Annotated in this window: 18 protein-coding genes and 1 pseudogene; 3 read left to right on the top strand and 16 right to left on the bottom strand. The window is 38.1% G+C overall.

All coding sequences use genetic code 11. The features are described 5' to 3' along the window. Nucleotides 1–430: 430 nt before the first annotated feature. From Q5760_RS11905 to Q5760_RS11890, 4 genes are all read right to left on the bottom strand, one after another. Nucleotides 431–721 carry a hypothetical protein gene (locus tag Q5760_RS11905; protein ID WP_428912370.1) on the bottom strand — a complete coding sequence of 97 codons (291 nt, stop codon included), beginning with the start codon at nucleotides 719–721 and terminating at the stop codon, nucleotides 431–433. A 295-nt stretch (nucleotides 722–1016) separates the two neighbouring features. Next, complete coding sequence (gene rsgA, locus Q5760_RS11900; protein WP_428912369.1) at nucleotides 1017–2108, bottom strand: ribosome small subunit-dependent GTPase A; 1092 nt, start codon at nucleotides 2106–2108, stop codon at nucleotides 1017–1019. Between the two features lie 201 nt (nucleotides 2109–2309). Then, complete coding sequence (locus Q5760_RS11895) at nucleotides 2310–2984, bottom strand: metal-dependent hydrolase (protein ID WP_428912368.1); 675 nt, start codon at nucleotides 2982–2984, stop codon at nucleotides 2310–2312. A gap of 190 nt (nucleotides 2985–3174) precedes the next feature. Then, complete coding sequence (locus tag Q5760_RS11890) at nucleotides 3175–3687, bottom strand: acyl-CoA thioesterase (RefSeq protein ID WP_428912367.1); 513 nt, start codon at nucleotides 3685–3687, stop codon at nucleotides 3175–3177. Nucleotides 3688–4347: 660 nt separating this feature from the next. Between Q5760_RS11890 and Q5760_RS11885 the strand changes: the two genes are divergently transcribed. Further along, complete coding sequence (locus Q5760_RS11885) at nucleotides 4348–6063, top strand: multicopper oxidase family protein (protein ID WP_428912366.1); 1716 nt, start codon at nucleotides 4348–4350, stop codon at nucleotides 6061–6063. A gap of 266 nt (nucleotides 6064–6329) precedes the next feature. Here the strand turns inward: Q5760_RS11885 and Q5760_RS11880 are convergent, their stop codons facing one another. From Q5760_RS11880 to Q5760_RS11850, 7 genes and pseudogenes are all read right to left on the bottom strand, one after another. Further along, on the bottom strand, nucleotides 6330–7307 hold the full coding sequence (locus Q5760_RS11880; RefSeq protein WP_428912365.1) for an endonuclease I family protein: 978 nt from the start codon (nucleotides 7305–7307) through the stop codon (nucleotides 6330–6332). 403 nt (nucleotides 7308–7710) lie between these two features. Further along, a complete protein-coding gene (locus tag Q5760_RS11875) occupies nucleotides 7711–8784 on the bottom strand; it encodes an LLM class flavin-dependent oxidoreductase (RefSeq protein WP_428912364.1) in 1074 nt (357 codons plus the stop codon). A 175-nt stretch (nucleotides 8785–8959) separates the two neighbouring features. Further along, nucleotides 8960–9145 (bottom strand): annotated as a pseudogene (locus Q5760_RS11870) (energy-coupled thiamine transporter ThiT); the annotation flags it as partial. A 344-nt stretch (nucleotides 9146–9489) separates the two neighbouring features. Continuing rightward, nucleotides 9490–10566, bottom strand: a complete 1077-nt coding sequence (locus tag Q5760_RS11865) for a toxic anion resistance protein (RefSeq protein ID WP_428912363.1) — start codon at nucleotides 10564–10566, stop codon at nucleotides 9490–9492. 21 nt (nucleotides 10567–10587) lie between these two features. Continuing rightward, nucleotides 10588–11661 carry a hypothetical protein gene (locus tag Q5760_RS11860; protein ID WP_428912362.1) on the bottom strand — a complete coding sequence of 358 codons (1074 nt, stop codon included), beginning with the start codon at nucleotides 11659–11661 and terminating at the stop codon, nucleotides 10588–10590. Then, the gene (locus Q5760_RS11855) at nucleotides 11658–12266 is read right to left on the bottom strand and encodes a 5-bromo-4-chloroindolyl phosphate hydrolysis family protein (protein WP_428912361.1); all 609 of its coding nucleotides are present in this window, start codon (nucleotides 12264–12266) and stop codon (nucleotides 11658–11660) included. Before Q5760_RS11855 ends, Q5760_RS11860 begins: the two co-directional genes overlap by 4 nt. A 12-nt stretch (nucleotides 12267–12278) precedes the next feature. Beyond that, on the bottom strand, nucleotides 12279–13832 hold the full coding sequence (locus Q5760_RS11850) for a VWA domain-containing protein (protein ID WP_428912360.1): 1554 nt from the start codon (nucleotides 13830–13832) through the stop codon (nucleotides 12279–12281). Nucleotides 13833–14083: 251 nt separating this feature from the next. Between Q5760_RS11850 and Q5760_RS11845 the strand changes: the two genes are divergently transcribed. Continuing rightward, nucleotides 14084–14761: a lysozyme inhibitor LprI family protein gene (locus Q5760_RS11845; protein ID WP_428912359.1), complete on the top strand. Its 678-nt coding sequence runs from the start codon at nucleotides 14084–14086 to the stop codon at nucleotides 14759–14761. A gap of 67 nt (nucleotides 14762–14828) precedes the next feature. On the opposite strand, the gene Q5760_RS11840 is transcribed toward Q5760_RS11845, so the two are convergent. The 4 genes from Q5760_RS11840 to Q5760_RS11825 form a co-directional block, all read right to left on the bottom strand. Further along, entirely contained in the window at nucleotides 14829–15308 is a 480-nt protein-coding gene (locus Q5760_RS11840) for a hypothetical protein (RefSeq protein ID WP_428912358.1), read from the bottom strand. 125 nt (nucleotides 15309–15433) lie between these two features. Further along, nucleotides 15434–15799, bottom strand: a complete 366-nt coding sequence (locus Q5760_RS11835; protein ID WP_428912357.1) for a DUF2294 domain-containing protein — start codon at nucleotides 15797–15799, stop codon at nucleotides 15434–15436. A gap of 55 nt (nucleotides 15800–15854) precedes the next feature. After that, nucleotides 15855–18488 carry a DUF2309 domain-containing protein gene (locus tag Q5760_RS11830; RefSeq protein WP_428912356.1) on the bottom strand — a complete coding sequence of 878 codons (2634 nt, stop codon included), beginning with the start codon at nucleotides 18486–18488 and terminating at the stop codon, nucleotides 15855–15857. After that, nucleotides 18485–20005: an NADH dehydrogenase subunit 5 gene (locus tag Q5760_RS11825; protein ID WP_428912355.1), complete on the bottom strand. Its 1521-nt coding sequence runs from the start codon at nucleotides 20003–20005 to the stop codon at nucleotides 18485–18487. The genes Q5760_RS11830 and Q5760_RS11825 overlap by 4 nt, the downstream gene beginning before the upstream one ends. Before the next feature lie 682 nt (nucleotides 20006–20687). On the opposite strand from Q5760_RS11825, the gene Q5760_RS11820 reads away from it, so the two are divergent. Further along, nucleotides 20688–21338 (top strand): hypothetical protein, encoded by a 651-nt coding sequence (locus Q5760_RS11820; protein WP_428912354.1) that lies wholly within the window; start codon nucleotides 20688–20690, stop codon nucleotides 21336–21338. A 112-nt stretch (nucleotides 21339–21450) separates the two neighbouring features. On the opposite strand, the gene Q5760_RS11815 is transcribed toward Q5760_RS11820, so the two are convergent. Next, entirely contained in the window at nucleotides 21451–21939 is a 489-nt protein-coding gene (locus Q5760_RS11815) for a hypothetical protein (protein WP_428912353.1), read from the bottom strand. Nucleotides 21940–21958 lie beyond the last annotated feature (19 nt).

The raw sequence follows: 21958 nt of genomic DNA, 5'->3' as shown, positions 1-21958 counted from the left end.
ACGTACTTATCATTTGCTTTTAATTTTTGGAAGACAGCATGTTTATTTTCATATCACTATTTCAAAAAGATTAATGGAATGAATGTGGAAAAAATTTTGGAGAATAATGAAAACGTAGTGGTTTCCGTTGTATGAATTTACAAGTATTGAAGGGATTTCCTTAAGCTTTATTATAGGGTGTGAGAATATAAAATCTCGATTAAAAATGAAAAAGATAGCTCTGATCGGAAAATTGCTTGGACCACACAAAAATTGATGTATGCCCAATGGGGATAGCTCTTGTTTCTAAGACGATGAAGATGCCTGCCAACTTGTTATAGGCGACTTCTATTTTTCAGAACATCGAACCATCCCTGAGCGTTTTTTTGTATTAACATGCAGAATCGCAATCAGAAAAATTGTGGAAACCGGTTTTGACCCGACCCATGTTTCAACCTAGTGGTATGACTTTTTTTCCTGTATCGTCTCCATCTTCTACTGGTTCCATTCGTTGTTGTTCTAAGTTATAATTATCATCTTTCAACAAGTTTTCTTGTTCATTAACATTTGGTTCCTGATTATTATTTTGATCGGTTTGACCATTGTTCTCATTTATACCTTCGTTTTCGTTTACACCATTGTTATTTTCCGGTGGCGGATCCTGATCATTTTGGTTACAACCTGCAATAAACAGAACAGATAAAACCATACTGGCAACCATAAGTAATCCTTTTTTGTTCATATTGTATCTCCTTTCGTGATTTTCGCTGATGGAGAACCTTCTACATCAGCAAATTTAGACTTATTTCTTTACGATGATGCCGTACTTAAAAATTCTCTGAACTAGCAAATACAAAGTTATTTTTTACTTCCTGTTGAAAATTATGTATGTATTTAGAAACAAGGGGACGGTTCTCATTGTTTCAAATGAAAAATGAAACGCGCAGAACCGTCCCCATGTTTCATCTTCTATCCAAAATAAGGGTAACAGCTCAATATTGAGCCGTTACCCTAATCTAACAAGCAACTTTGCGTTACTATCTGCCTTTTTTTCTGTTTTGTTGTTTGATGTATTTCCTAGCGTTTTTCATGCCGCCCATACCATTAAACATTTCGCTAATTTTTTCTTTTTCGATCATTTTGGAATTCAAGCCATCATACTTCGCTTCTTTTTTTAGTTTCCAATAGCTTTCTAGCCTATCCACTGTCAAAATGCCCTCTTTAATGGCTTTTTGCACTGCACAGTTTGGCTCTTTCCTATGAGAACAATCGTTAAATCTACATTGGAATGCCAGTTTATCAATATCAGCAAAAGATTTCGTTAAATCCGCACGAATAATTCCAAGCTCTCTCATTCCTGGAGTGTCTATTACAACGCCTAAATTCGGCAACAACATTAGTTCACGTTTTGTCGTCGTATGTCTGCCTTTATCGTCATTTCTTATCCCATTTGTATCTAAAAGGTCTTGACCAAGCAAACAATTGATTAAGGTCGATTTTCCAACTCCAGATGAGCCGATAAACGCAACGGTCTGACCACTATAGAGATACTTCTTTAAGGATTGATACCCTTCATCGGAAGTACTTGATGTAACGAGTATCTCTACACCTATAGCAACAGAAGATATTTCGTTAATCTTCGCCTCTATTTCCTTACATAAATCTGATTTTGTAAGGACTATAACTGGTGTCGCCCCACTGTCCCAGGCAATGGATAGATAACGCTCTAGTCTACGAAGATTAAAATCATTGTTCATTGACATACAAATAAAAATTGTATCAATATTTGTGGCGACAATCTGAATATCTTCTGTTGAACCTGCTACTTTACGAGCAAAAACACTTTTCCGTGTTAGTACGTGGTGAATAATGCCGTTACCCTGTGAATCATCGATACTGTCGACCATAACAAAATCTCCAACAGCAGGATATTCAGAAAGTCCTTTTACTTCGTAGTGAAATTTTCCTGAGATTTCAGCAGCAATCTCACCATTTCCGGTAATTACCTTATATACATTTTTATATTGCGTTGCCACTCGACCAATAAAAAGATCTTTATATATTTTAGACTCCTGTATAATATCCTTAGTAAGTCCTAGATTTTTCAAATTAATAGTATTCAACTTCATTTCCTCCTAAAGTTTAGATCGTAACCTTTGGGAGGTTCTATGCATGAATTATTTTGCACATACCTCCCCGATTGTTACAATCTCCAAGCTTTGGTTGCTATTCATAAATACAACATCTCCTTTCCATTATTAAATGCAACAGGGGGACGGTTCTCATTGTTTCAAATGTAAAAATGAAACGCGCAGAACCGTCCCCATGTTTCAAATGCGGATTCGGAATACTTTATTGGTGAGTGGGGATAGAAATTTGACTCCTTTTTTTGTTAGCATATCTCCTACAAGATGCGATAGATAGGCAATGGTGGAAATCAGAGCGATGCCGTCCACTGCGGTGCTCACTTCTAACAAATGGGACATATACCACCAGTAAATTAATGCCCAAATGGTATGTGTTGGACCTCGATGAGCAAACCAACCGACTCCCCCTATGTATACTGCAAACATTACCAACCACCATAACTCATTTGTGGCGGCATAGCATACAAGGAATAAGCCAATGATGACCATCAGAATATTTTTCAACGTTTCCTGGCTTCTTAGGGAAAAGCCTAAGATAACGGCTCCCAATCCTAAAAGAAGAAGCTTATTTTGTTGCTCCAACAACCTGTCATCTAAGAAAGAAAGATAATGTGCATCTAAAAAGATGGTCACTAATGCCAGTGCGATCAGTGCCCCACCTGCAAATGCCCCACGTTTTTTGATTAGTTTCGCTGTTTTCGTTACCCGTTTATTTAATAGATTATTACCATCCAAATCAGGAGCAAGGGAAGCCACGCCTGATGCTGCTAAAATAATCGGCATCATTTCAAGTGGTTGGGTAAAAGCCCCTACTGCCCCGATCCCTAACCCGATTGTTAAATGAGTTCGTCCTTTCATGTTGCCACCTCTTTGTTGCTGTATCTATTATTCTATCAGAGTATATCACAAACGATGCTTGTAAAACATGGGTCAACATGGGAAGCTATCTCGTGTGCACATACTTGAAAACAGGGGCTGCCCCCAATCGAACATACGATGTACTCTCTAGGATAGGCTAAGAGAATGAAATTCCAGAACCATATCTTTTTTAATTCCAAGGATGATTGGTCGTGATAAACTCAGCTAACTCTTCACTTCTATGTTTTCTATTTTTTCGAATTTTTGCTCTTTCAGGTGCTGTTTCATGTAACTTTTTTTCTTCCACTGTTTGCGGGATGACTTTAGGAACTCTTACTGGCTTTTTATTGTCGTCAAGAGCAACAAATGTTAATAAGGCTGTAGCAGCGATTTTGCGCTCTCCGCTTTTTAAATCTTCGGCAATAATTTTCACAAAAACCTCCATGGACGATGTGCCCGTCCAGGTTACATATGATTCAAAACAAACCGAATCGGTTGTACGAACTGGATGCAAAAAGTCCACTGAATCGGTTGAGGCCGTGACACACTCCCTGCGACTATGACGCGCTGCAGAAATAGAGGCCACTTGGTCCAAATCACTCATTAATCTCCCACCAAATAACGTATTGTGATTATTTACATCATTTGGGAATACACGACTCGTTCTCACAACTCGTGATTCCTTACAATATTTTGTTTCCATTTAAATATCCTCCTAATTCATTAAAAACAAGAGTACGATTCTGATAAAATTTAATTTTTCTAAAATCTTCCATTTCAACTGTACACCTAACATAAACAGTGGCGAATCCTCGCATTCATATGTAGGGACTAAAAAAATCTATGAAACTTCAGAACCGTCCTATTGTATTGTTTTGAACTTATTATATATGACCTTTAGACAAATTACTTCAAGTTTACCTATAAATATAAAAAATAAGGACGATTTTCGCGTTTATATATAAGTTTTCTCAATGGTAGGTCGGGACGAACCTTTATATATAGGAAAGTTTATTAAAATATATTTTTATAAAAGACTTTACTTTTTTAATTCGGTCATATGAGGTTGTAAACATAAACTTTTACAGGTCATCCAATGAAAAACAATTTAATGATATAAAAAGAGCTCATCCCAGTGACTTTTTGGAGACCCTCGTTTTTTAAGGCACAATCACCGAAAAATCTTTGGCTCCCCCCTCATTTCAAAAGTTAGAATGCAGTGAAACGCCAGAACCGTCCCAATGTTGCACTAGCTTGTCTACGGTACAAAGGTACATTTTTTTATATTTCCGCACTTGTCATATCTACCCCTTAATAGATTGAATATGATGAGGTAGATCACCTATAGGAGGACTAAAATACTATGGATAAATCTACAATGATGAGTAAGGAAAGAACGGTCAACCCAGCTAATCCAGAAACCATTCCTAAATTTGTCGATCGTTTGAGGAAGCCGAAAGTGGCCCAACCCAAACAAAATCCCGATTATCCAGACCATTCCTATTTTGAGCTAGAAATGAAAGAAGCCAAACACCGTTTCCACAGAGATTTCCCCTACACAAGGATTTGGGGATATAACGGTCTGATTCCAGGACCTACGATTGAGGCACGAAAAGATAAGAGTACTTTTATCAAATATATGAACAAACTGCCCAAAAAACACTTTCTCCCAGTTGACCGCACTCTTCACACTGCCAATGATTCACCGGAGGTTCGGACGGTCACCCATGTACATGGCGCAAATGTCTTCTGGGAAAGTGACGGTCACCCAGAATCCTGGTATACACAGGATTATAAATATGTGGGACCTAAATTCAGAAGAAAAGTACATGAATATACCAATCACCAACCCGCAGCAACGCTATGGTACCACGACCATGCGATGGCACTTACACGTTTGAATGTTTATGCAGGACTTGTCGGTTTCTATCTACTTCGGGATAATTTAGAAAAAAGATTGCAATTACCAGCAGGTAAATATGAAATGCCGATGATCATCCAGGATAAATCATTTAATGAAGACGGCTCTCTTTTCTATCCACTTGGACCTGAGCCTCCGTTCCCTCCTGCTCCTGTAACGCCTTCTATTACCGTTGGCCATCTTGGAAATACGATTACGGTAAATGGAAAAGTATGGCCGTATATGCAAGTAGAGCCAAGAAAATACCGTTTCCGCATTCTCAATGGTTCCAACCGTAGAGGCTATATTTTACGACTTTCGAATAACCAGACATTCATTCAGATTGGAACAGACGGCGGATTTTTGACCAACCCGAATCCCGTTCAAACGATTGAATTATTCCCTGCTGAACGAACAGACTTGATTATCGATTTTGCCGACATAAAAGGGCAAACGATTACGCTTATGAATGACGATACCGAAACCGCTGACCCGAATGAGCATACAAGCGTGATCATGCAATTCCAAGTAAGCCTCCCATTGGATGGAAAAGATAATAGCGTCATTCCTGAAGAATTGGCACCGCGTGGAATGGAACTTCATGAACATCATGCCCATGTTAAGCGGGACTTACCATTAACCGCTACAAACGATGAATACGGAAGACTCATGCTGATGCAAAATAACCGAATGTATCATGATCCATGTACAGAAAAACCAGCCTTGGACAGCATCGAAATTTGGAATTTTATCAATACGACCCCCGTCTCGCACCCCATGCATATTCACTTGATTCAGGGGAAAATTTTGGGACGAAGACCGTTTGACGTTGATAAATATCTAAATGAAGGCATACTCGAAATGGGGCCTATGGAATTACCTCGTGATTATGAAACAGGGTTTAAAGACGTTTTTAAAGCAGATATCGGCTATGTCACATCCGTCATCATGCACTGGAAAGACTTTACCGGTCATTATATTTGGCACTGTCACTTACTCGAACATGAAGACCACGACATGATGAGACCCATTACCGTCATTAAAGACTCCCACCCGATTCAGCTCCCACATTCAGACGAGACTATTGATGAGGTCATTGATGAAGAGGAATCTCACAAAACAGAACCGGCAACGGGAGAAATTAAATACTTCGGTAATTTCTGGCGCCCCATGGATTGAAACATGGGGTTCTCTTGTTTCTAAGATTTCATTTCTAGTAGTGTTGATCCGACTAAATGAAATTTCTTCATATGATGTTCGGCTGCGTACAGATTTCTCCTTTTTCTAAAGGTTTAACATTGTCATTTATCAAGATGCTGTCGTAAATCTTAATGTTGAGGATCCGACTGTGCTCTGCGGTATATTTCCCATTTTCTCGGAGTAAAACATAATTAATACAAGCGATGATATCGGCTTTTTGATAAAATGAGAAAAAAATTAGTTCATCATCCAGCACCTAGTTCTGTCATCTTTTTAGATGTACCTAATTGAAAATTCACTTTTTGGGCTAATTCAGGAAAATCAATAAAAGGATTGCGATTTCCTTGTATTTGATAAATGGCTTGATTTCGATGTTTCTCGTATATCGTAACATTAAATTGTTCATGCCAATGCAGTAGTAGATGTACATTAATCTGTTTCACAAAGGATTTTTTGATGGTATGTGGGTAACGGATGAGAAAATACAACATATCTCTGGCGATGGTCCCTTTTCCGTATTCCGGTTCAAATTTTCCATCCAACGACACTCCGCAGTGATTTTTAATTTTTTCTTCTAATGATTCTGGGTGATAAAAACTGAAATCTCCATAAGGGGAATTCGATCGTTTTATATTACATTCCGGATCACAAGCAAACAAATGATGTAAATCACCCTTCATGGGTTCTGCTGTCCCATACCAAGACTGAGGAACCATATGCTCCGTATTAAATTTAAAATCATGATCTATTTTTCTGATCTGTATATCCTTTATATTTTTAGATTGATTCTGTTTTTCAATAGCCATTTGAAATTCTGCATACTTCTTTTTAATCGTTACTAAATCCTCTTTCATCAGTGTTTTTGGATCTCGTTTAATTCCTGAATAGATACTCTTAATCGTTCCATCCGGTTGCAAATCTACCCATGAATATAAATATTGATCCTTACTTAAAAAATAGGGAATCGGTTGGTGAGTTTTCTTAAGTAATGAATGATATTCATAAAATAAATGTTGGCCATCATCAACAGAACGAACAGAATGATAGTAATCTTGTACATCTTGATCATCTTTACTTTTAGAATAATAGAATTGAAGATTAGAGAGAATTTGTTTCCTAATTGTATCGAGTTCTACTAAGGATAGAGAAAAATCATGACCTAACGAAGCCTCTATTTCACCTATCCTATCAAGTAATAATGTATTTATACTCTCGCTATTCATAACATCCACCTACTATCATTAATCGGGTAGGACACTTTTGATCCTCCAAACTGATACTATTTATATTATTATATTCTATCAACACTCATACATCGAAAGGTTTTTTATAGCACTGTTAAAAGTGGTTGTTGATTTCCGTTCTAAGCACTTCGCTTTTCATAGCTACGCCTGAGCCATTATGATGACATTATGGAGTCTTTTCTGCTTGCTTCTCTGGCAGAAGTATGCACGTCTTCCACTTCAATCAGAAAATAACATTGGCCTTAAACACAGCCTTATTATAAAGGAAAGCCTCCTACATAATACGATTAAAATAAAAGGTTCAGTTAAAGCAGAATGTTGAAATTTGAAACATTTACAGATATTCTTTCTTCAACTAACCCCTAGTAAAGGTAATCGTTTGCTATAAAAAATAAGGCCGATGATTCCTAAACCTAGGAACAATCGACCTTTTTCTATTACGTATGTTTTCAGCAGATAATCCAAATGCTTCTGCTAATAATTTTATTCCTTTCATTCGATTGTTCGCATCATAAAATTGAGGAATAATGGTTATTTCGTCAGCTTGATACAGATCAACGACTCTTTCTATCTCTGTTTTAACTAGTTTCGGATCACCTATAATGACACGTGTTCGATTTTGAGTGATTTTTTCCTCATCAACAATAGTTAATTTACGATCCTTGGCTGTTCTAATAGAAGGATAGTATGGAGGCTGGTTGGTAGATTCAATAGAAAGCAACCATAAATCAAATGCAGTGGCAATGTCCGCTGCTTCCTCCCTCGTTTCGGCGATTATCACGAAAACGGCGACCATGACTCTTGGATTTTCGAGTAAAGAACTGGGTTTAAATTCACTGCGGTAATTCATGACGATTTCCTGACCGTTCAATTTGGAGGGAGGCGCAAAATGAGCAAATGCATAGGCGGATCCATTTGCTGCAGCAATGCTTACCCCTTCTGTTCCTCTTCCAAGCAGCCATATTTGCGGAATCGTATCGATAACAGGTGTTGCAATTAGCTTTTTAAAGCGATGCTCTTCATCCGTGTTATCTGTTAAGTATTTATAAAGATCTTTCACCTGCTGATCGTATGAAACCCGTATATCTTTTGCTTCATTCAACGCTCGATTAACCATTGGATAGCCCGGAGATCTGCCTATCCCTAAATCAATTCGGTTTGGATAAAAAGCCTCCAGCATCCGGAAATTTTCGGCAACTTTATAAGGACTATAATGTCGCAGCATGATCCCGCCTGAACCGATTCGTATTCGATTTGTAGAAGCAGCCAATTGCATCATCAGCAGTTCCGGGGTACTTCCTGCAACAGAAAACACGTGATGATGTTCAGCCACCCAGTACCGATGATATCCAAGGCTGTCTGCAAGCTGTGCTAAATCCCTTGTGTGCAGTAAGGCTTCCCGAGCATTCCATCCTTCAAAAATTGGTGAGTAATCAAGTATATTGAATAAAACCAACCCTCATCCCTCCTTTACAGGGATAAATGCTATTTTCTCAAAACCTTAAGCGTTGATTTTTAAAAAAATGTAACTTTTAGCGTTTCTGTTGAAATCAGCGCAAGACATATCTTTTCTTTTCATAAGTGAGAATTTTTTTTCGTTATATCAAAGGTTATTGGTATGTTATGTTAAACCACAAAAATCCAGAAAACAAACTTACTTTAAAGCCCCATCGGAAAGCAATGATAAAAATAGGCACCATGGCAATTGAGATAGAGATCCATGGTGATAGGTTAATAGACGGTAAAAGATCAAGGGTAAAGGCAAATGCTGCAAAAAAAGCTGCCTCAATCATAGCGACTAATGATAATTTTTTCATAATAAAATCTCCCCTTTTTAGTAAAACCTAAAGGGAAGAACCTTTTGCACATAGATACAGAAAAAAATCATTCTTGTATTTCACATCCCTGCGCTAGCATTATCTAACAGGTTCAAAGGGTCTGAACAAACGAGTTTGTTCACTCTCAGCAAAAAGCTCCCCAGTGGGTTTCGTTATTTATTTACTATTATTATAGCAGTCTCACATTAAATTTAAAGATTTTTTCTACTTTTGCGACATTTCCTCTGTTAGCTTTGCTCAAAATAATCACTGAATTGAAACAGAGGGACGGTTCTGTCTGTTTCAAAAGTTTGTTTTGAAACGCGCAGAACCGTCCCCATGTTTCACTTTACCATCTCTTCCATTTTCGCCTTCAATTCGTTTTCCATTTTTTGTAGTGCGACTAGGGCTTCTTCTCTTTTGTGTTTTCCTTCGGTTTGGATGGTTATCGTTTCTTCTAAGATCGCAATTAGATTGGACTGTGTGGTTTTTAAGGTTTCGATTTCGACGATGCCTTTTTCATTTTCACGAGCGATGTCGATCGACCCTTGTTTAACTAGTTCTGAGTTTTTTAGCAACAATTCATTCGTTGTTTCAGTCACTTCTTTTTGTAGTTTCAAGGCGTTTTGTTGACGTGCAAGTGTAAGGGCAATGACCAATTGCTGTTTCCACAAGGGAATCGTCTGTAAAATCGAGCTTTGAATTTTGTCAGCTAGCACATGATTGTTGTTTTGAATCATGCGAATTTGAGGGGCTGTTTGGATTGTAATTGCCCGGCTTAATTGTAGATTATGGATCTTCTTTTCAAATCGATCTACAAATTGCGTTAGTTCGTTTAATTCTTGCAGAACTTTAGCATCATTCGTTCCTTTCGCTTTTTCCTGTAAGGAAGGAATGATGACGTCTCTAATTTCTTCAACTTTGATCTGGCCTGCCTCAATATAGAGGTTTAACTCTTGGAAGTACTTTTTATTTCTCTCATACAATCCGTCTAGCATCGTAATATCTTTGATTAATTGGATCTGTGCCTTATCTAATTGACCCGTGATTTTTTCAATTTGAATGCTTATCTTCTCGTATTGGGAAATGAATTTTTTCGCTTTGTTAAACAAGGCACCAATCACAGGAATGGAGGCAAGACCCCCTTTTTGAACTAAATAATCCCCATCAACTTCTTTGATTTTGAGCATGAGTTCAGTAACGATCGAGCCTACTTCCCCACTATCTTTGGCGGTAACATGACTTAATATTTTATCCGAAAACTGCGATATCTCCTTTAAAATATGGGTTCCATAGCCAATGACAAAGGTGGAATCTTTAATATTCATTTCCTTCAGCAATTGAACTACTCTTTGTTGTTGCTCTGTCCCGATACCCATTTCTATTTCAAAAATATCTAATAGTTGAACTTCATTTTCCATCATAATCCCCCAAGAGATCTATTATTTTAAGGCATTAACAATTCTGTCCATCACTTCTGGAGTCGGCATCGGAATAATCGACCGAATTGTTTTTGGCAATCCTTCCATTTCTAAATCGTCCGGATTATTCTCCACGCCACTTAATCCCGTGCGAAAGCCATGTTCTTTCCAAGCCAACTCTTGAACTTCAGGATCGGATAAAATTTGGATCAGTCTTTCGCCATTTTCATTTAAAGCAATCACTGGATGCTCACTCCATACCGTTGGAGTTGGATACACAATGCGAATCTCATCTTTGACCTGATCCCACTCGTCCGCATGCATTTGGGCAAACTCGACTAATTGATTTTCATAGCCAACGATAATCGGTTTTGCACCCATCCCTGTTTTTAAAAATTGTTCAAATAAGTCGCCTGATGAACTTTCTAAGTAACCGAGTTTCGAGTAGAATTCTGTTACGTTTGGCAGGACAGTTTGCAAGGTTTGGTTATCCACCACTTTTCCATCGTTCACCATATTGGCTAAAAGACCTGCAAACATATTTCCAGAATTGGATTTAGAAGGATGAGTCGAAACGATCGAAATATTTCCATATAAATCTGGGAGTCCCACACTAGACCAGTCTTTTCCTTCTAAAATTAAACTGATAAAGGTGGGGGTATCGACTGTATACGTATTGTCATCTTTTTGAAAGATGCCTTCTTTTTCAAGGGCATCGACCACTTCTCCCCATGAAATAAAAACGATGGGCGAATTCAAGACTGTCTCGCTTTTTGTAATGAACTCTCCCTTTTTCTTCTTGATTAACTCTTCTGCCATTTGACTGGAAGGAAATAAATAATCCAGATCGCTGACATCGCGATCCGCCATTTCGATGCTACCTGATTTTGAATAAGTAATCGTCGTATGATATTTTTCTTCCGCGATTTTCTTGAAAGTTTCATTCTCAAATAATTCCACTTTTTCACCACCAACAAGTCCATTAATTACAACTTCCGGCGTTTTCTGTTGATTGATATAAATCAAAATCCCTGCAACGATGACGGCTATTAAGATGAAGGCTCCTAGAGAAGCGCCAAGTAGTTTTTGGTTCATGATCGAATCCCCTCCATTTCCATCATCTTATTTAAGGTTTGAATTTCGGTATCCAAGTCCATAAAATGATCCTCTAGCAATTTCTTAAGTTGGGAGTGAAACAGCTCTTTTACCCTAACTAAGTTTTGAGTCATTCTTTCATCTATTTCGACTCTTTTGTCACCCTTCAAACTACTATTAGCAATTTTGTTGTATTTTTGAAAAATCGTCAGTAAGGCGTCTAAATAGTACGTAAAAAACTGCCGAATGACTTTCACATCTTTCGGATCTTCTTCTAAATTTGTAAAAATACTTTTGCAAATCTCTAAGATTTCATTTCCATCTTTCTGGATGTTCGGATTTTTGATGTTCTTGACTTGGGATTGGATCAACTTTATTTTTTCATATCCTTCATTTAAAATATTTTGATAATATTCTTCATGAACGGATTCGACTTCTATTTCAATCCTTTTAGAAAAGAGAGAATGAAAGATTAATAATGTGGCCGCAAATGAAATAATTCCAGCCATAACCGAAACCAGTAACCCAATATCGAGCAGAAATAAAAAGATGAGAAAGATAATGGCACCTATTCCGCCTGAAACCATACCTTTGATAAAACTCATCCTGTTGCCCCCTTAGTTATATCCCTTTGCATTTTTAAACGCCTCTACTAAATTTTCTTTTCCATCAAATGTTCGCGCTCTTGTTAAGTCACTAATTTCATTCAACTGTTCGTCAGACGCTTCGCCAAACATAATACTAAAAACAGGGATATCTTTGTTTATATTTTGATAATACCTTTCCAACTGGGAGATATCTCCGGATGAATTTCCATCTGTCATTAAAATGACTGCAGGGTTATATTCGTTGATATCGATTGAACTTAATAACTCTAGCCCTTCGATGACTGGTTTATAAATATCGGTTCCACCGTCTGATTGATAGTTTTCTACTTTTTCTAGTAAACGGCTGTATTCGGAAACCTGGTTCGCTTCCCATTTGGCCAACACCGTGTGATTAAAAGGAATGACGACCACTTGATCTTCGTCTGAAGATTGTAAAAGGTATTCTTTGGCTTTATTTTGATCTAACAGTGTACTTATGGCTTCTTTCAATTCTTCCTCCCCTTCTCCTGCCATACTACCTGAAAAGTCAAGAGCGAAGACGGTGAAAGAAGGTTTCTTGAAGCTTGTTTGATACAAAGTCAAGGCTTCTTGTATGACATCCTCTGACGGGAACTTAATTGGAACAAGCGGATTTTCAGTTTGTATTCCCCATTCCGGATTAAATACGTTCCCATCCGGATTTTTGACGACTCCGCCAAATCCGGTTCTTCTTCCTAATTGGGCGATTTCATTCTGCGTGTCTTCTGATAATAAAAAGTCCTGCATGGTAGTGAAGAATTCTTCCTTTTCAGCGTTTCCGTTATCAATATAGCCGAATGTATTATCAGAAATGGTGAGTCCATTTTTAGGATAGACGACATATAATGGCTCTTTACCCTGTTGGATCAATTCTTGATTTGTTTCAATGATGACCGCTTCATAATTGACCATGGCATCATAATCCCCTTTCAGATACAAATCCTTTAACCATCCAGAACTGCCTGATGATCGGTTAATGCCGGAGAATAACTTTTTGATATCTTCTTTTAATTGGGAATTTTGTAAGTCTTCTTTTGTCATCGATTCGGGGTTGCCAAGCAATGCATACAAAAACCCGATGTAGGCACTGGCACCTGAATTGGATTGCGTGGCACTGGTCATCATGAAGGTTAGCTTTTGTTGTTGGACAGCTTGCAAAATATCATCTACCATGACATCATTCTTTGTAAATCCCAATTCCTCGGCTTTGGATTGTTCTATACCAAAAACAACCGGAGAGGTAAAAATAGATTTGTCATGCTTTACCACATTATGGGTATCTCCCATATGAATCCACATGCTGTTTGGCAGCCAGATCCCATCGTAGTTTTCCGGATTGTTCTGCAACTCTAGCATGCTATCAACCGAACCTTTATAGACCATTTCGATTTGGTAGCCCTGTTTTTTGCCATACTCGACGAGGATCGGCTCAATGGATTCATTTTCTGAACCAGATAATATCGTGAACGTTTTTCCTTCTGAACAGCCTGTTAAAAATAAGGCGAAAAATAAAGCCACGATGGACAAATAATGAGTTTTTTTCATATTCTTCTCCTTTGACGTTTACTACTATTAGTATACCGTAAAAATATTCATACTTTTGTAAACGTTTAGTAAACTCATTCTTAACACTGTTACTTAAGAAAGTTGATCAGATTGCTGTGACATCAACATGGATAACCTACTTTTTTGATAAAAACAGCAACATGGAAAAATAAAGACAATCCGATAGACGACATTTTAACTTGGAGGAACCTTGAAAGATTGGTATGATTTTCAAAAAGGGAGGTTGTAAAGTGGGACAGAATCGTTCATACATAATGGTCATATTTGCGTTCTTCTTAATTATTTTGGCGGGTTGTGGAAACCCATCTGATGAAACGAGTACACAGTCGGAAAATATATCATCCAATAACAACGCAACACAGATTGAAGAGGAAGAATTGAAAAACGACGTAAATGATCGCGAAAAAGATTCAACAGGTAACCCGTCAGAAGATGCTATCAAAAATCCGGATGACACCATCGAAACAAACAAGCAACATGAAAATCAAAAAGAGTATCAAGCAACTAAAGTACCTGAAAAAGAAAAAGAACCAGCTTCTACACATACTGAAGAAAGTCTAAAGGAAGATTATCTCACAAAATTAAACAACGCGAAAAAAGAAGTGGAAGACTTGGAAGCAACCGATTCATCTACATTCGCTTTGAAAAAAGTGGAAAACGATCGATGGGAGATTTGGGATGGATGGTTGAACGACATTTATGGAGTGTTACAGAAGCAATTGCCGCCAGATGAGATGGAAGCATTACGAAATGAACAACGAAATTGGATAAAAAATAGAGATGACCGTGCATTGGAAGCATCGTTGAAATTTAAAGGTGGTACACAGGAACATCTAGAATATGTATCTGTACTAGCAAACCTAACAGAAGAAAGATGCTATGAATTAGTTGAGAAGTATATGAAGTAATGAAACGCGGGGACGGTTCTCCTGTTTCAAACGAGGATTATGAAACGCGCAGAACCGTCCCCCTGTTTCACATTAATACACACGATTCATCACCGCAGTTAACGTTAATTGAAGCCGGTATTAATGGATGTGATCGGAGGATTTCAATTGGATTTGGTTTTTCTTCGATTGACTCCTCCGTTCCTAACAGCCATTCTTGTAGGGTTCTGTTTGGAAATTCCGGTTGACAATGATCAAACAGATAATTAACTGTGGTTATGTTATTTCTCTGATCGATGGTTTGCTCCATTCCCGAGGAAATCGTAATATTTCGACTATTTTCCTCTTGATTTTTAACAATAAAAATTTCATCAATATTTTTGTCATATACCTGGATCAGAATATCCCTCATCAAGTCACCAAAAGGTTGGATTCTTTCGACTTCATCACTTTCGATGACGATAATCTCCTCTGGTTGTAAGTCATATCTTTGCAAAATATAATCATAATTTAATTCCTGTTCCATTCCCACGATGAATAATCCCTTTTTATTTTCTTCTAAAGACATAAATCTTCCCCCTTTGCTTGGAATTGAAACAGAGGGACGGTTCTCCCGTTTCCCCATAAATTCACAATCTATGAATAGTCCTCAAAGCGAAGCGATTTTGAAACAAAGAGAACCGTCCCCCTGTTTCAAGCTAATTCTTGCTGCAGATTTCCTGAGAGCTTGAAGACCATCATGCGTTCTCCGGTTTGCGTGCTTAGGTCGGTGTAAAAGCTTAGGACCTCAAAACCTGTTTGGGTGTGAATAATTTCTTTTAATTCATCTACACCGGATTCGACTAGACTGTTCCGATTTTCTTTAACGGATAAAAGCCCCTCTTTATCTTTACAGAGTGAGTATTCAGCGGGCGTTAAAATTCCACGCAAGCTGACAATGATCATATCTCGTAAAATGTCCGATTTAACAGACACCGAACCTCTTCCTAGATAATTTTTCTCCCAATGTGTTAAAGCCTGACTAATTTCCGCTTCTGTTGCTCCTTTTGTTTTTACCATACACATTCCCATTCCTTATTCTTTATATTATATTTTGAAAATACTGAGTCATTGGTTAGGACCAATGAACCCAGTTTCCCCACTCATCAATCGATGAGAGTCGGATCCAACCGTTTCGAACTTTTTGTTGAAAGGCAGGATCTTGTTTTAAAAGTTTTTCGATGAATCGTTTAGGTGCCTGAATGACCACGAGCAATCGTAATGGACGGTGATAAAAATCATGATCCGAGCTCATGACCGATTGCCATGGAAGACCAGATAATAAATCACTAGAGTTCCCTTGCATTACGCCAACCCCCGAAGTTACGGTTTGTGTGGTTTTATTTCCACTTCCATAATAATGCGGGGCAACCGTCGAAGCATAGTATTGCAAGTTAATCCATTGAGTAACCGTGGCTGGACCTTTAATAATGTCGGCTAGGATACGACCACCTTCATCTTTTTCCCAGTCGTAATTATGAAGAAACGCTCTTCCTTCTAAATGACAACTCTTAGTAAGCTCGCGTTTTCCTATAATAAAGGAAGCATTACGAGCAAGCCCCCATTCCGGTCGAATCTCGCTCCAATCTTCAGAAAATCTTACAGTCTCCTTCGTTGCATGTTGACCATTATAACCAATCGTTGGCAGTTGTTCTATGCGCTCTGTACTCACTTCCTCTCGTACTTTAGGCAATATGTTGCGAACTTGATTATACGCTTTCTTTGCCTTGACTGAAAGTTCTGGTACATAAATGGGACGTAATTCATCTGTACTTGTTATATGTTCAGCCGCTACAAAAATCGTGTCTTCTGGAATATGGATCCCTTCTAACTTAAGGGCTTGCCTCACTTCCTGAAGATTACACAAAGAAGCCAAAACTCGAGCATTAAATTCACTCGATGCCCCTCCACAAGCACCACAATCAAGAGAGGAAGAATAGGGATTATTCGTTGAGTGACTACCATGTCCGCAAATCACCACTAATGGAGAAAATCTTTCGGTTAATCCCATCATTCTTAAAGCTTGACTTACATATGATACTTTCTCCTGATCAGAAAAACCAAGTGGTAATTCGGTATCATCATGCCCAGTGCTGCTTAATGTGAGCTCTGTCGATGGTTTATCCAACCAATTTTCACGGGCTTTTCGAATAAGTGAGCCTGTTTTTCGTGGGACAAAGCTTCGCGCCAAGGTTTGTAATGCCAGCAACGGACCGCTGACCTCCGGAAGCATCAAGCTCGCAAGCGCATGATGCTTCATCCCTTTAAACGTCTTGCTTGTTGCTGATAGCGCTCCTTTCCGCTGCTGAAAAGATACAGATTCGGAATCTCTTGTCATTTCTTTTATAGCTATTTGTGGTTGAAACATGACTGGCAATGACGGATGACGGTGCTCACTTCCTAGCTTGCATGTTTCAATCGGCAATCCGAAAAATCCCGCCGTACCAAACGTTTCAAAAGGACCTGAATCTTCAAGCTTGCGGCGAAAAGGCTCTGACCGAACATCAATACAAAAGACAAACTGAGCGTTTGGTACAGAATCCTCCATCTGCCTTTTTTCTTCATGATGAAAATGAGCAGTTATCATTTTTTTCAAATGGTCTTCGTATGTTTTTTCCCACGCTTCCAGCCAAAGTCGTTGGCGAACGATCTCATCAAAGCGAAATGACAGTATTAATCTAGCTTCTATTTCAATTGATGATAGTTCAAACCATGTATCAAAAGTCATATTTCCCCAATGAAACCAGTTTGTCACTAGTTGATCAAGCGTGTGTTTATTTTCCGCTTTGGGTTGTGTGACGGGCAAATAGGGTTGAACCAAAGCCCATTCCAGTGAAAGACGAACCGCCAAATAATCGGTTAACAAGTTTTTATCTTCACTAAAGTTCTGGGAACGCCATAACATCATCCCAGCCCAGCCTGGTAGCGCAAGTAAATGGGATTCTAGATATTGAATCATGTTAGTATAAGGCATTTCTAATGAAAGTAAACCTTCTTTCAGCGCTTGTTCCGCCTCATCAGGCATATCTTTTAATCTCTTGCGGATCGCAGGCTTAAGAGCAGGGTCATGTTGAACGAGGTTTTTCCATGATTGATAGAAACCACCTTTGCGTTTTGGCATCGACCAAACGGCCTGAGATTGATCTAAATATAATTTGCACCACTTGATCATTTGTGAATTAAGAACTGTTGCTGATTTGGTTTTCCCTTCATTTTCTAAAAGCTGACTGTATGTACGGACAACCGCTTTTTCAGTCATTTTAGGAGTATATCGAGTTAATTTTTTCTTCAAGTGTATCCATTCTGGTTTTGAGCTCCAGTCCTGTGAAGGCTCATCTACCTGGAGTGCCGCCATGCAGTATTGCCCTGCAACATCTTTTGGTAATGGAAGATTCTGTTCTTCAAGCCAGTGTTGAAGCTCTATTTCTAAAAATTCCATATTGATTTCATGACAATCAACGGCTTTTTTTATCATAGATTCGTTTGGTAAAAGGTCTACATCGCCCATTGTCTTAAAAAAGCGTGCGACTTTTTCAAACGATTGATGCTCCATATGGACCCATGGATGTCTGGCTGCAAATGCAGTAATTGGTCCTAGTGGTACAATGACTCTGCTTGCTGTCCCTACCATCTTTTTCACATGAAAATCAAGATGTTTTTCTTGTTTTTCCTGTTGGAATGGCTGGGTTGGTGATAATACTGAATTCATCCTTTTTTACCTCCTTGGAACAATACATGCCTTAAATAGTTTGGATGGCTTTCCACTACATTCGTATGGGGTTCTCCTACCTGTAAAAGCCATAGATAAACCATTGAAGCAGCTTTTGAAGATGGATTTCGCAATAGCCAGAAACCCACCCCACTACCGAACACGAGAATAAACAACACAACCATGACTGAAAGCAACGACGGCTGTATGTTGTTTGAAATATATTCATGTAACAGACTGTGAAAACCTGAGTGAACGAGGCCATAAAGGACCGATCCTCCTATAAAAATGGTAAATCCAGTGAGACGACCAATACGTCCGTACCCTGAAGCCACTAGTTGTTTCCAAGCATAGGTGACAGAGCAACCTAAAATGATGGCACTGATCCAGCGATACCCCTCATCAGGAGAAGTGAGTCCATAGCCGATTCCCGCCATAATTCCTAAACCAACAGCGGACCATGTCCCCGCAAAAGAAATGGTTGAATCGGAATGTTTGATAGTATCATCCCGGTGAATCGCAGAGCCTGCTTGCAAAAATAAAGTTGATTTAAATAGACCATGTAAGACTGCATGAATAATAGCCGCTACATAAGCCCCTAACGCACACTGAATCAGCATAAATCCCATCTGCGCAATGGTTGAACCGACGAGCTGGCGTTTATAGTCAACTTGAACCAGCATAATACCTGTTCCCATTAAGACGGAAATCCCTGACAAGATCAGTAGAATAATCTGTGCTACACCTCCGTTAAATAAGGGAGCAAAAAAGGTTAACAGGATACCACCCGCATTCACAATTCCTGCATGCATAATCGCTGAAATGGGGGTTGGAGCCACAACTGAATCTAATAGCCAACGCTGAAATGGCCATTGTGCTGCCGGAATTACGACAGATAAGATGATTAGAAGATTAATAGATGTCATTTCCCACGACTCCAAACCCGCTAAACCATTTGTTGTCATCATCTGTGACAACTGCCAATGCCCTGTCGCCTCAGACATCCAAAGAATCGCGACTAATAATAGAAGCCAACTCAACATAAACAAACGGCCCATGTAAGAAGCAGCACGTCTTGCTACTGCCCATTCTTTTTTTAATAACATTAACAAGGTCAAACCGAGAAGCGTGATTCCCCAACAAATGATTAGCAAGCGAAGATCGTCACTGAGCCAGGCTAGAGAGCCAGCAATTGTAGTGAATGACAAGAGAAAGAAATATTTTCGATAAGAGCGGTCGCCCAGCAAATAATGCACTGAGAACCGCTGGACAATGAGCCCCATGGTTAGGACAAACACGGCTAACAGTAAGGTTAATGATGAAAAACGCCAAGGTCCCAACATTAGCTGGCTAGGCTGAAAAATAAGTACGAGCAGTGCAAGAATCGGAGGAATCGAAACGATTCCTATGTGAATTCGAATATATTCTAGGGAAACCTTGGGATGTAATAATATAAAAGAGCTAATCAATGAAACCATGATAGCGATCAAAAATAAGATCGGCAGGGAAAAACTCATCTGACTTCCCCCCATTTCGTTATCCGCTGGTTGTATCGGTAATGATTTATGATGTTCATGTTTCAACTTCCTTTCTCGTATAAAACAAAAAAACCGACAACTTCAATGATCAAATTGACCTCATCAGTCAATTCAATCTTGAACATTGTCGGTTTACTTATCTACTAGCCCCTTAAGGCTTTTATCAGTCTACCTAACTATTTAATTAAAAAAACAAAACATTTCCATTTCGTACCCTTTTAGCGGATAAGCGGCTCTATTCGATCCAATTACTTTTTCAACCAGCCAACGACACCCATTAACTACTTGCTAAAATAACCGTAAATCAATAGAAAACCTCTATCTCTTTATTTGTTAAAAAATTTTACTACTAATTTAAAATTCTGTCAAGGAAAAATTTTGAAACATGGGGACGGTTCTTTTTGTTTCATTTTGAAACACCGGGACGGTTCTTCTGTTTCAACGTTCGTGATCCGATTTTCACTAACCATTGTCATTATTGACTTTTGGTCCTCCCTCTTCTTTCTTTAAGTTTCAAACTCTATCCTAAGATTCGTCATTGCAATCTAATACTACTGATAACCTATTTTGATATAAGGAAAAACAATTAGATATATGGTTGGTAAATAGTATAATTGCATTATATCGATAAAGACTAAATAAAATTTAGTGGAGGTCTATTATGAGAAAAAAGTTTACATTTATTTTATTTGTACTATTAATTGCCTTTCTTACTGCTTGTTCAACGAATGAATCCCAAAATCAGGCGAACAAAAACGAAAGCGATACCAAAGAGGAACAATCAATACAAGAAACAGAAGAACAATCACTTAATGTCGATAAAGGACTTCTAAATGTAGAAGTAACACTACCAGCTTCTTTTTTTGAGGGACAGGACATAGACACCGTTATTGCTGAAATGGAAAAAGAAGACATCAAAATCACTAAGAATGACGATGGTTCTCTTACTTATAAAATGTCTAAACGGAAACACAAAGAGATGATGAAGGATATAGGAACATCGATTGATGAAGGAATCGAAGAAATGAAAAGCAGCGAAGAATATCCTTCGATCAAGGATATTACCCATAATAAAGACTTTACGGAATTTACTTTAGTCGTTGATAAAGCTGCATTTGAGAACAGCTTTGATGGATTTGCTGTATTAGGCTTAGGATTACAAGGTTCTATGTATCAGCTTTTTAATGGAGCGGATCCTGAAAATTATAGAGTAACCATATCCACAAAAGATGAAGCAACCCAAGAAGTATTTAGTGAAGTCATTTATCCAGATGCTTTGGAAGATTTAGAAGAAGAACAACCAACTGAATAATAACACCTTTTTTAAAGTAAAAAACAGCGGAGGGGCGTATTCCGCTGTTTTTTTGATCTATTTTTTAAAAAATAAGCTTATTCTTTCGTATAGTGTTCACATTTGCATATTATTATACGAGATTATAGTATCTTTGATTGCCTGAAAATATCATTTCTACATATTTTGGTGTAGAATACTGACCTGTAGAGCCATTCGCAATGGGTCTAGATCCATACTTTTGTAAGTGTAAAGTTGATAAAATATGTTCCATATCTTCTCGTTTTTCACCTGTATCTAATTCATAAATTTTCAAATTTAGTTTATAACCTAAGTTATAGTATTGGGTAATCGTATAATTCCCAACATAGTTGTTGGATGTAGAATCATCCGGAAAAATATGTTGAAATCTTTTCCCTGTAGCCTCTTTATTCCTCAACGCTTCCCCAATATAAATAATTTTACCTTTTTGCTTAGGATAATTGATTTCATCCTCCATCAACGAATAAATATAAACGATTTCTTTCCCTATTCCTAAATTAGGTTCCCTTTGCAAATTTAGTAGAATTTGTCTATTGTTTGGTGCTTTATTTTGAATGACCATATCCTTAATTAATTTCATGTGTAAACTCCTTTAAATT

This window comes from Niallia sp. Kr1 (assembly GCF_050389805.1).
Taxonomy (GTDB): Bacteria; Bacillota; Bacilli; order Bacillales; family Cytobacillaceae; genus Bacillus_BD.
Note: the sequence above shows the minus strand (reverse complement) of the source record. Positions and strands in the feature narration are given on the sequence as shown.

Coding starts and splice junctions, on each gene's coding strand:
- Q5760_RS11850 (WP_428912360.1), bottom strand. CDS start 13,832: ATGAAAAAAACTCATTATTTGTCCATCGTGGCTTTATTTTTCGCCTTA.
- Q5760_RS11820 (WP_428912354.1), top strand. CDS start 20,688: ATGAGAAAAAAGTTTACATTTATTTTATTTGTACTATTAATTGCCTTT.
- Q5760_RS11815 (WP_428912353.1), bottom strand. CDS start 21,939: ATGAAATTAATTAAGGATATGGTCATTCAAAATAAAGCACCAAACAAT.
- Q5760_RS11885 (WP_428912366.1), top strand. CDS start 4,348: ATGGATAAATCTACAATGATGAGTAAGGAAAGAACGGTCAACCCAGCT.
- rsgA (WP_428912369.1), bottom strand. CDS start 2,108: ATGAAGTTGAATACTATTAATTTGAAAAATCTAGGACTTACTAAGGAT.
- Q5760_RS11905 (WP_428912370.1), bottom strand. CDS start 721: ATGAACAAAAAAGGATTACTTATGGTTGCCAGTATGGTTTTATCTGTT.
- Q5760_RS11890 (WP_428912367.1), bottom strand. CDS start 3,687: ATGGAAACAAAATATTGTAAGGAATCACGAGTTGTGAGAACGAGTCGT.
- Q5760_RS11880 (WP_428912365.1), bottom strand. CDS start 7,307: ATGAATAGCGAGAGTATAAATACATTATTACTTGATAGGATAGGTGAA.
- Q5760_RS11865 (WP_428912363.1), bottom strand. CDS start 10,566: ATGGAAAATGAAGTTCAACTATTAGATATTTTTGAAATAGAAATGGGT.
- Q5760_RS11840 (WP_428912358.1), bottom strand. CDS start 15,308: ATGTCTTTAGAAGAAAATAAAAAGGGATTATTCATCGTGGGAATGGAA.
- Q5760_RS11830 (WP_428912356.1), bottom strand. CDS start 18,488: ATGAATTCAGTATTATCACCAACCCAGCCATTCCAACAGGAAAAACAA.
- Q5760_RS11825 (WP_428912355.1), bottom strand. CDS start 20,005: ATGAGTTTTTCCCTGCCGATCTTATTTTTGATCGCTATCATGGTTTCA.
- Q5760_RS11835 (WP_428912357.1), bottom strand. CDS start 15,799: ATGGTAAAAACAAAAGGAGCAACAGAAGCGGAAATTAGTCAGGCTTTA.
- Q5760_RS11860 (WP_428912362.1), bottom strand. CDS start 11,661: ATGAACCAAAAACTACTTGGCGCTTCTCTAGGAGCCTTCATCTTAATA.
- Q5760_RS11895 (WP_428912368.1), bottom strand. CDS start 2,984: ATGAAAGGACGAACTCATTTAACAATCGGGTTAGGGATCGGGGCAGTA.
- Q5760_RS11855 (WP_428912361.1), bottom strand. CDS start 12,266: ATGAGTTTTATCAAAGGTATGGTTTCAGGCGGAATAGGTGCCATTATC.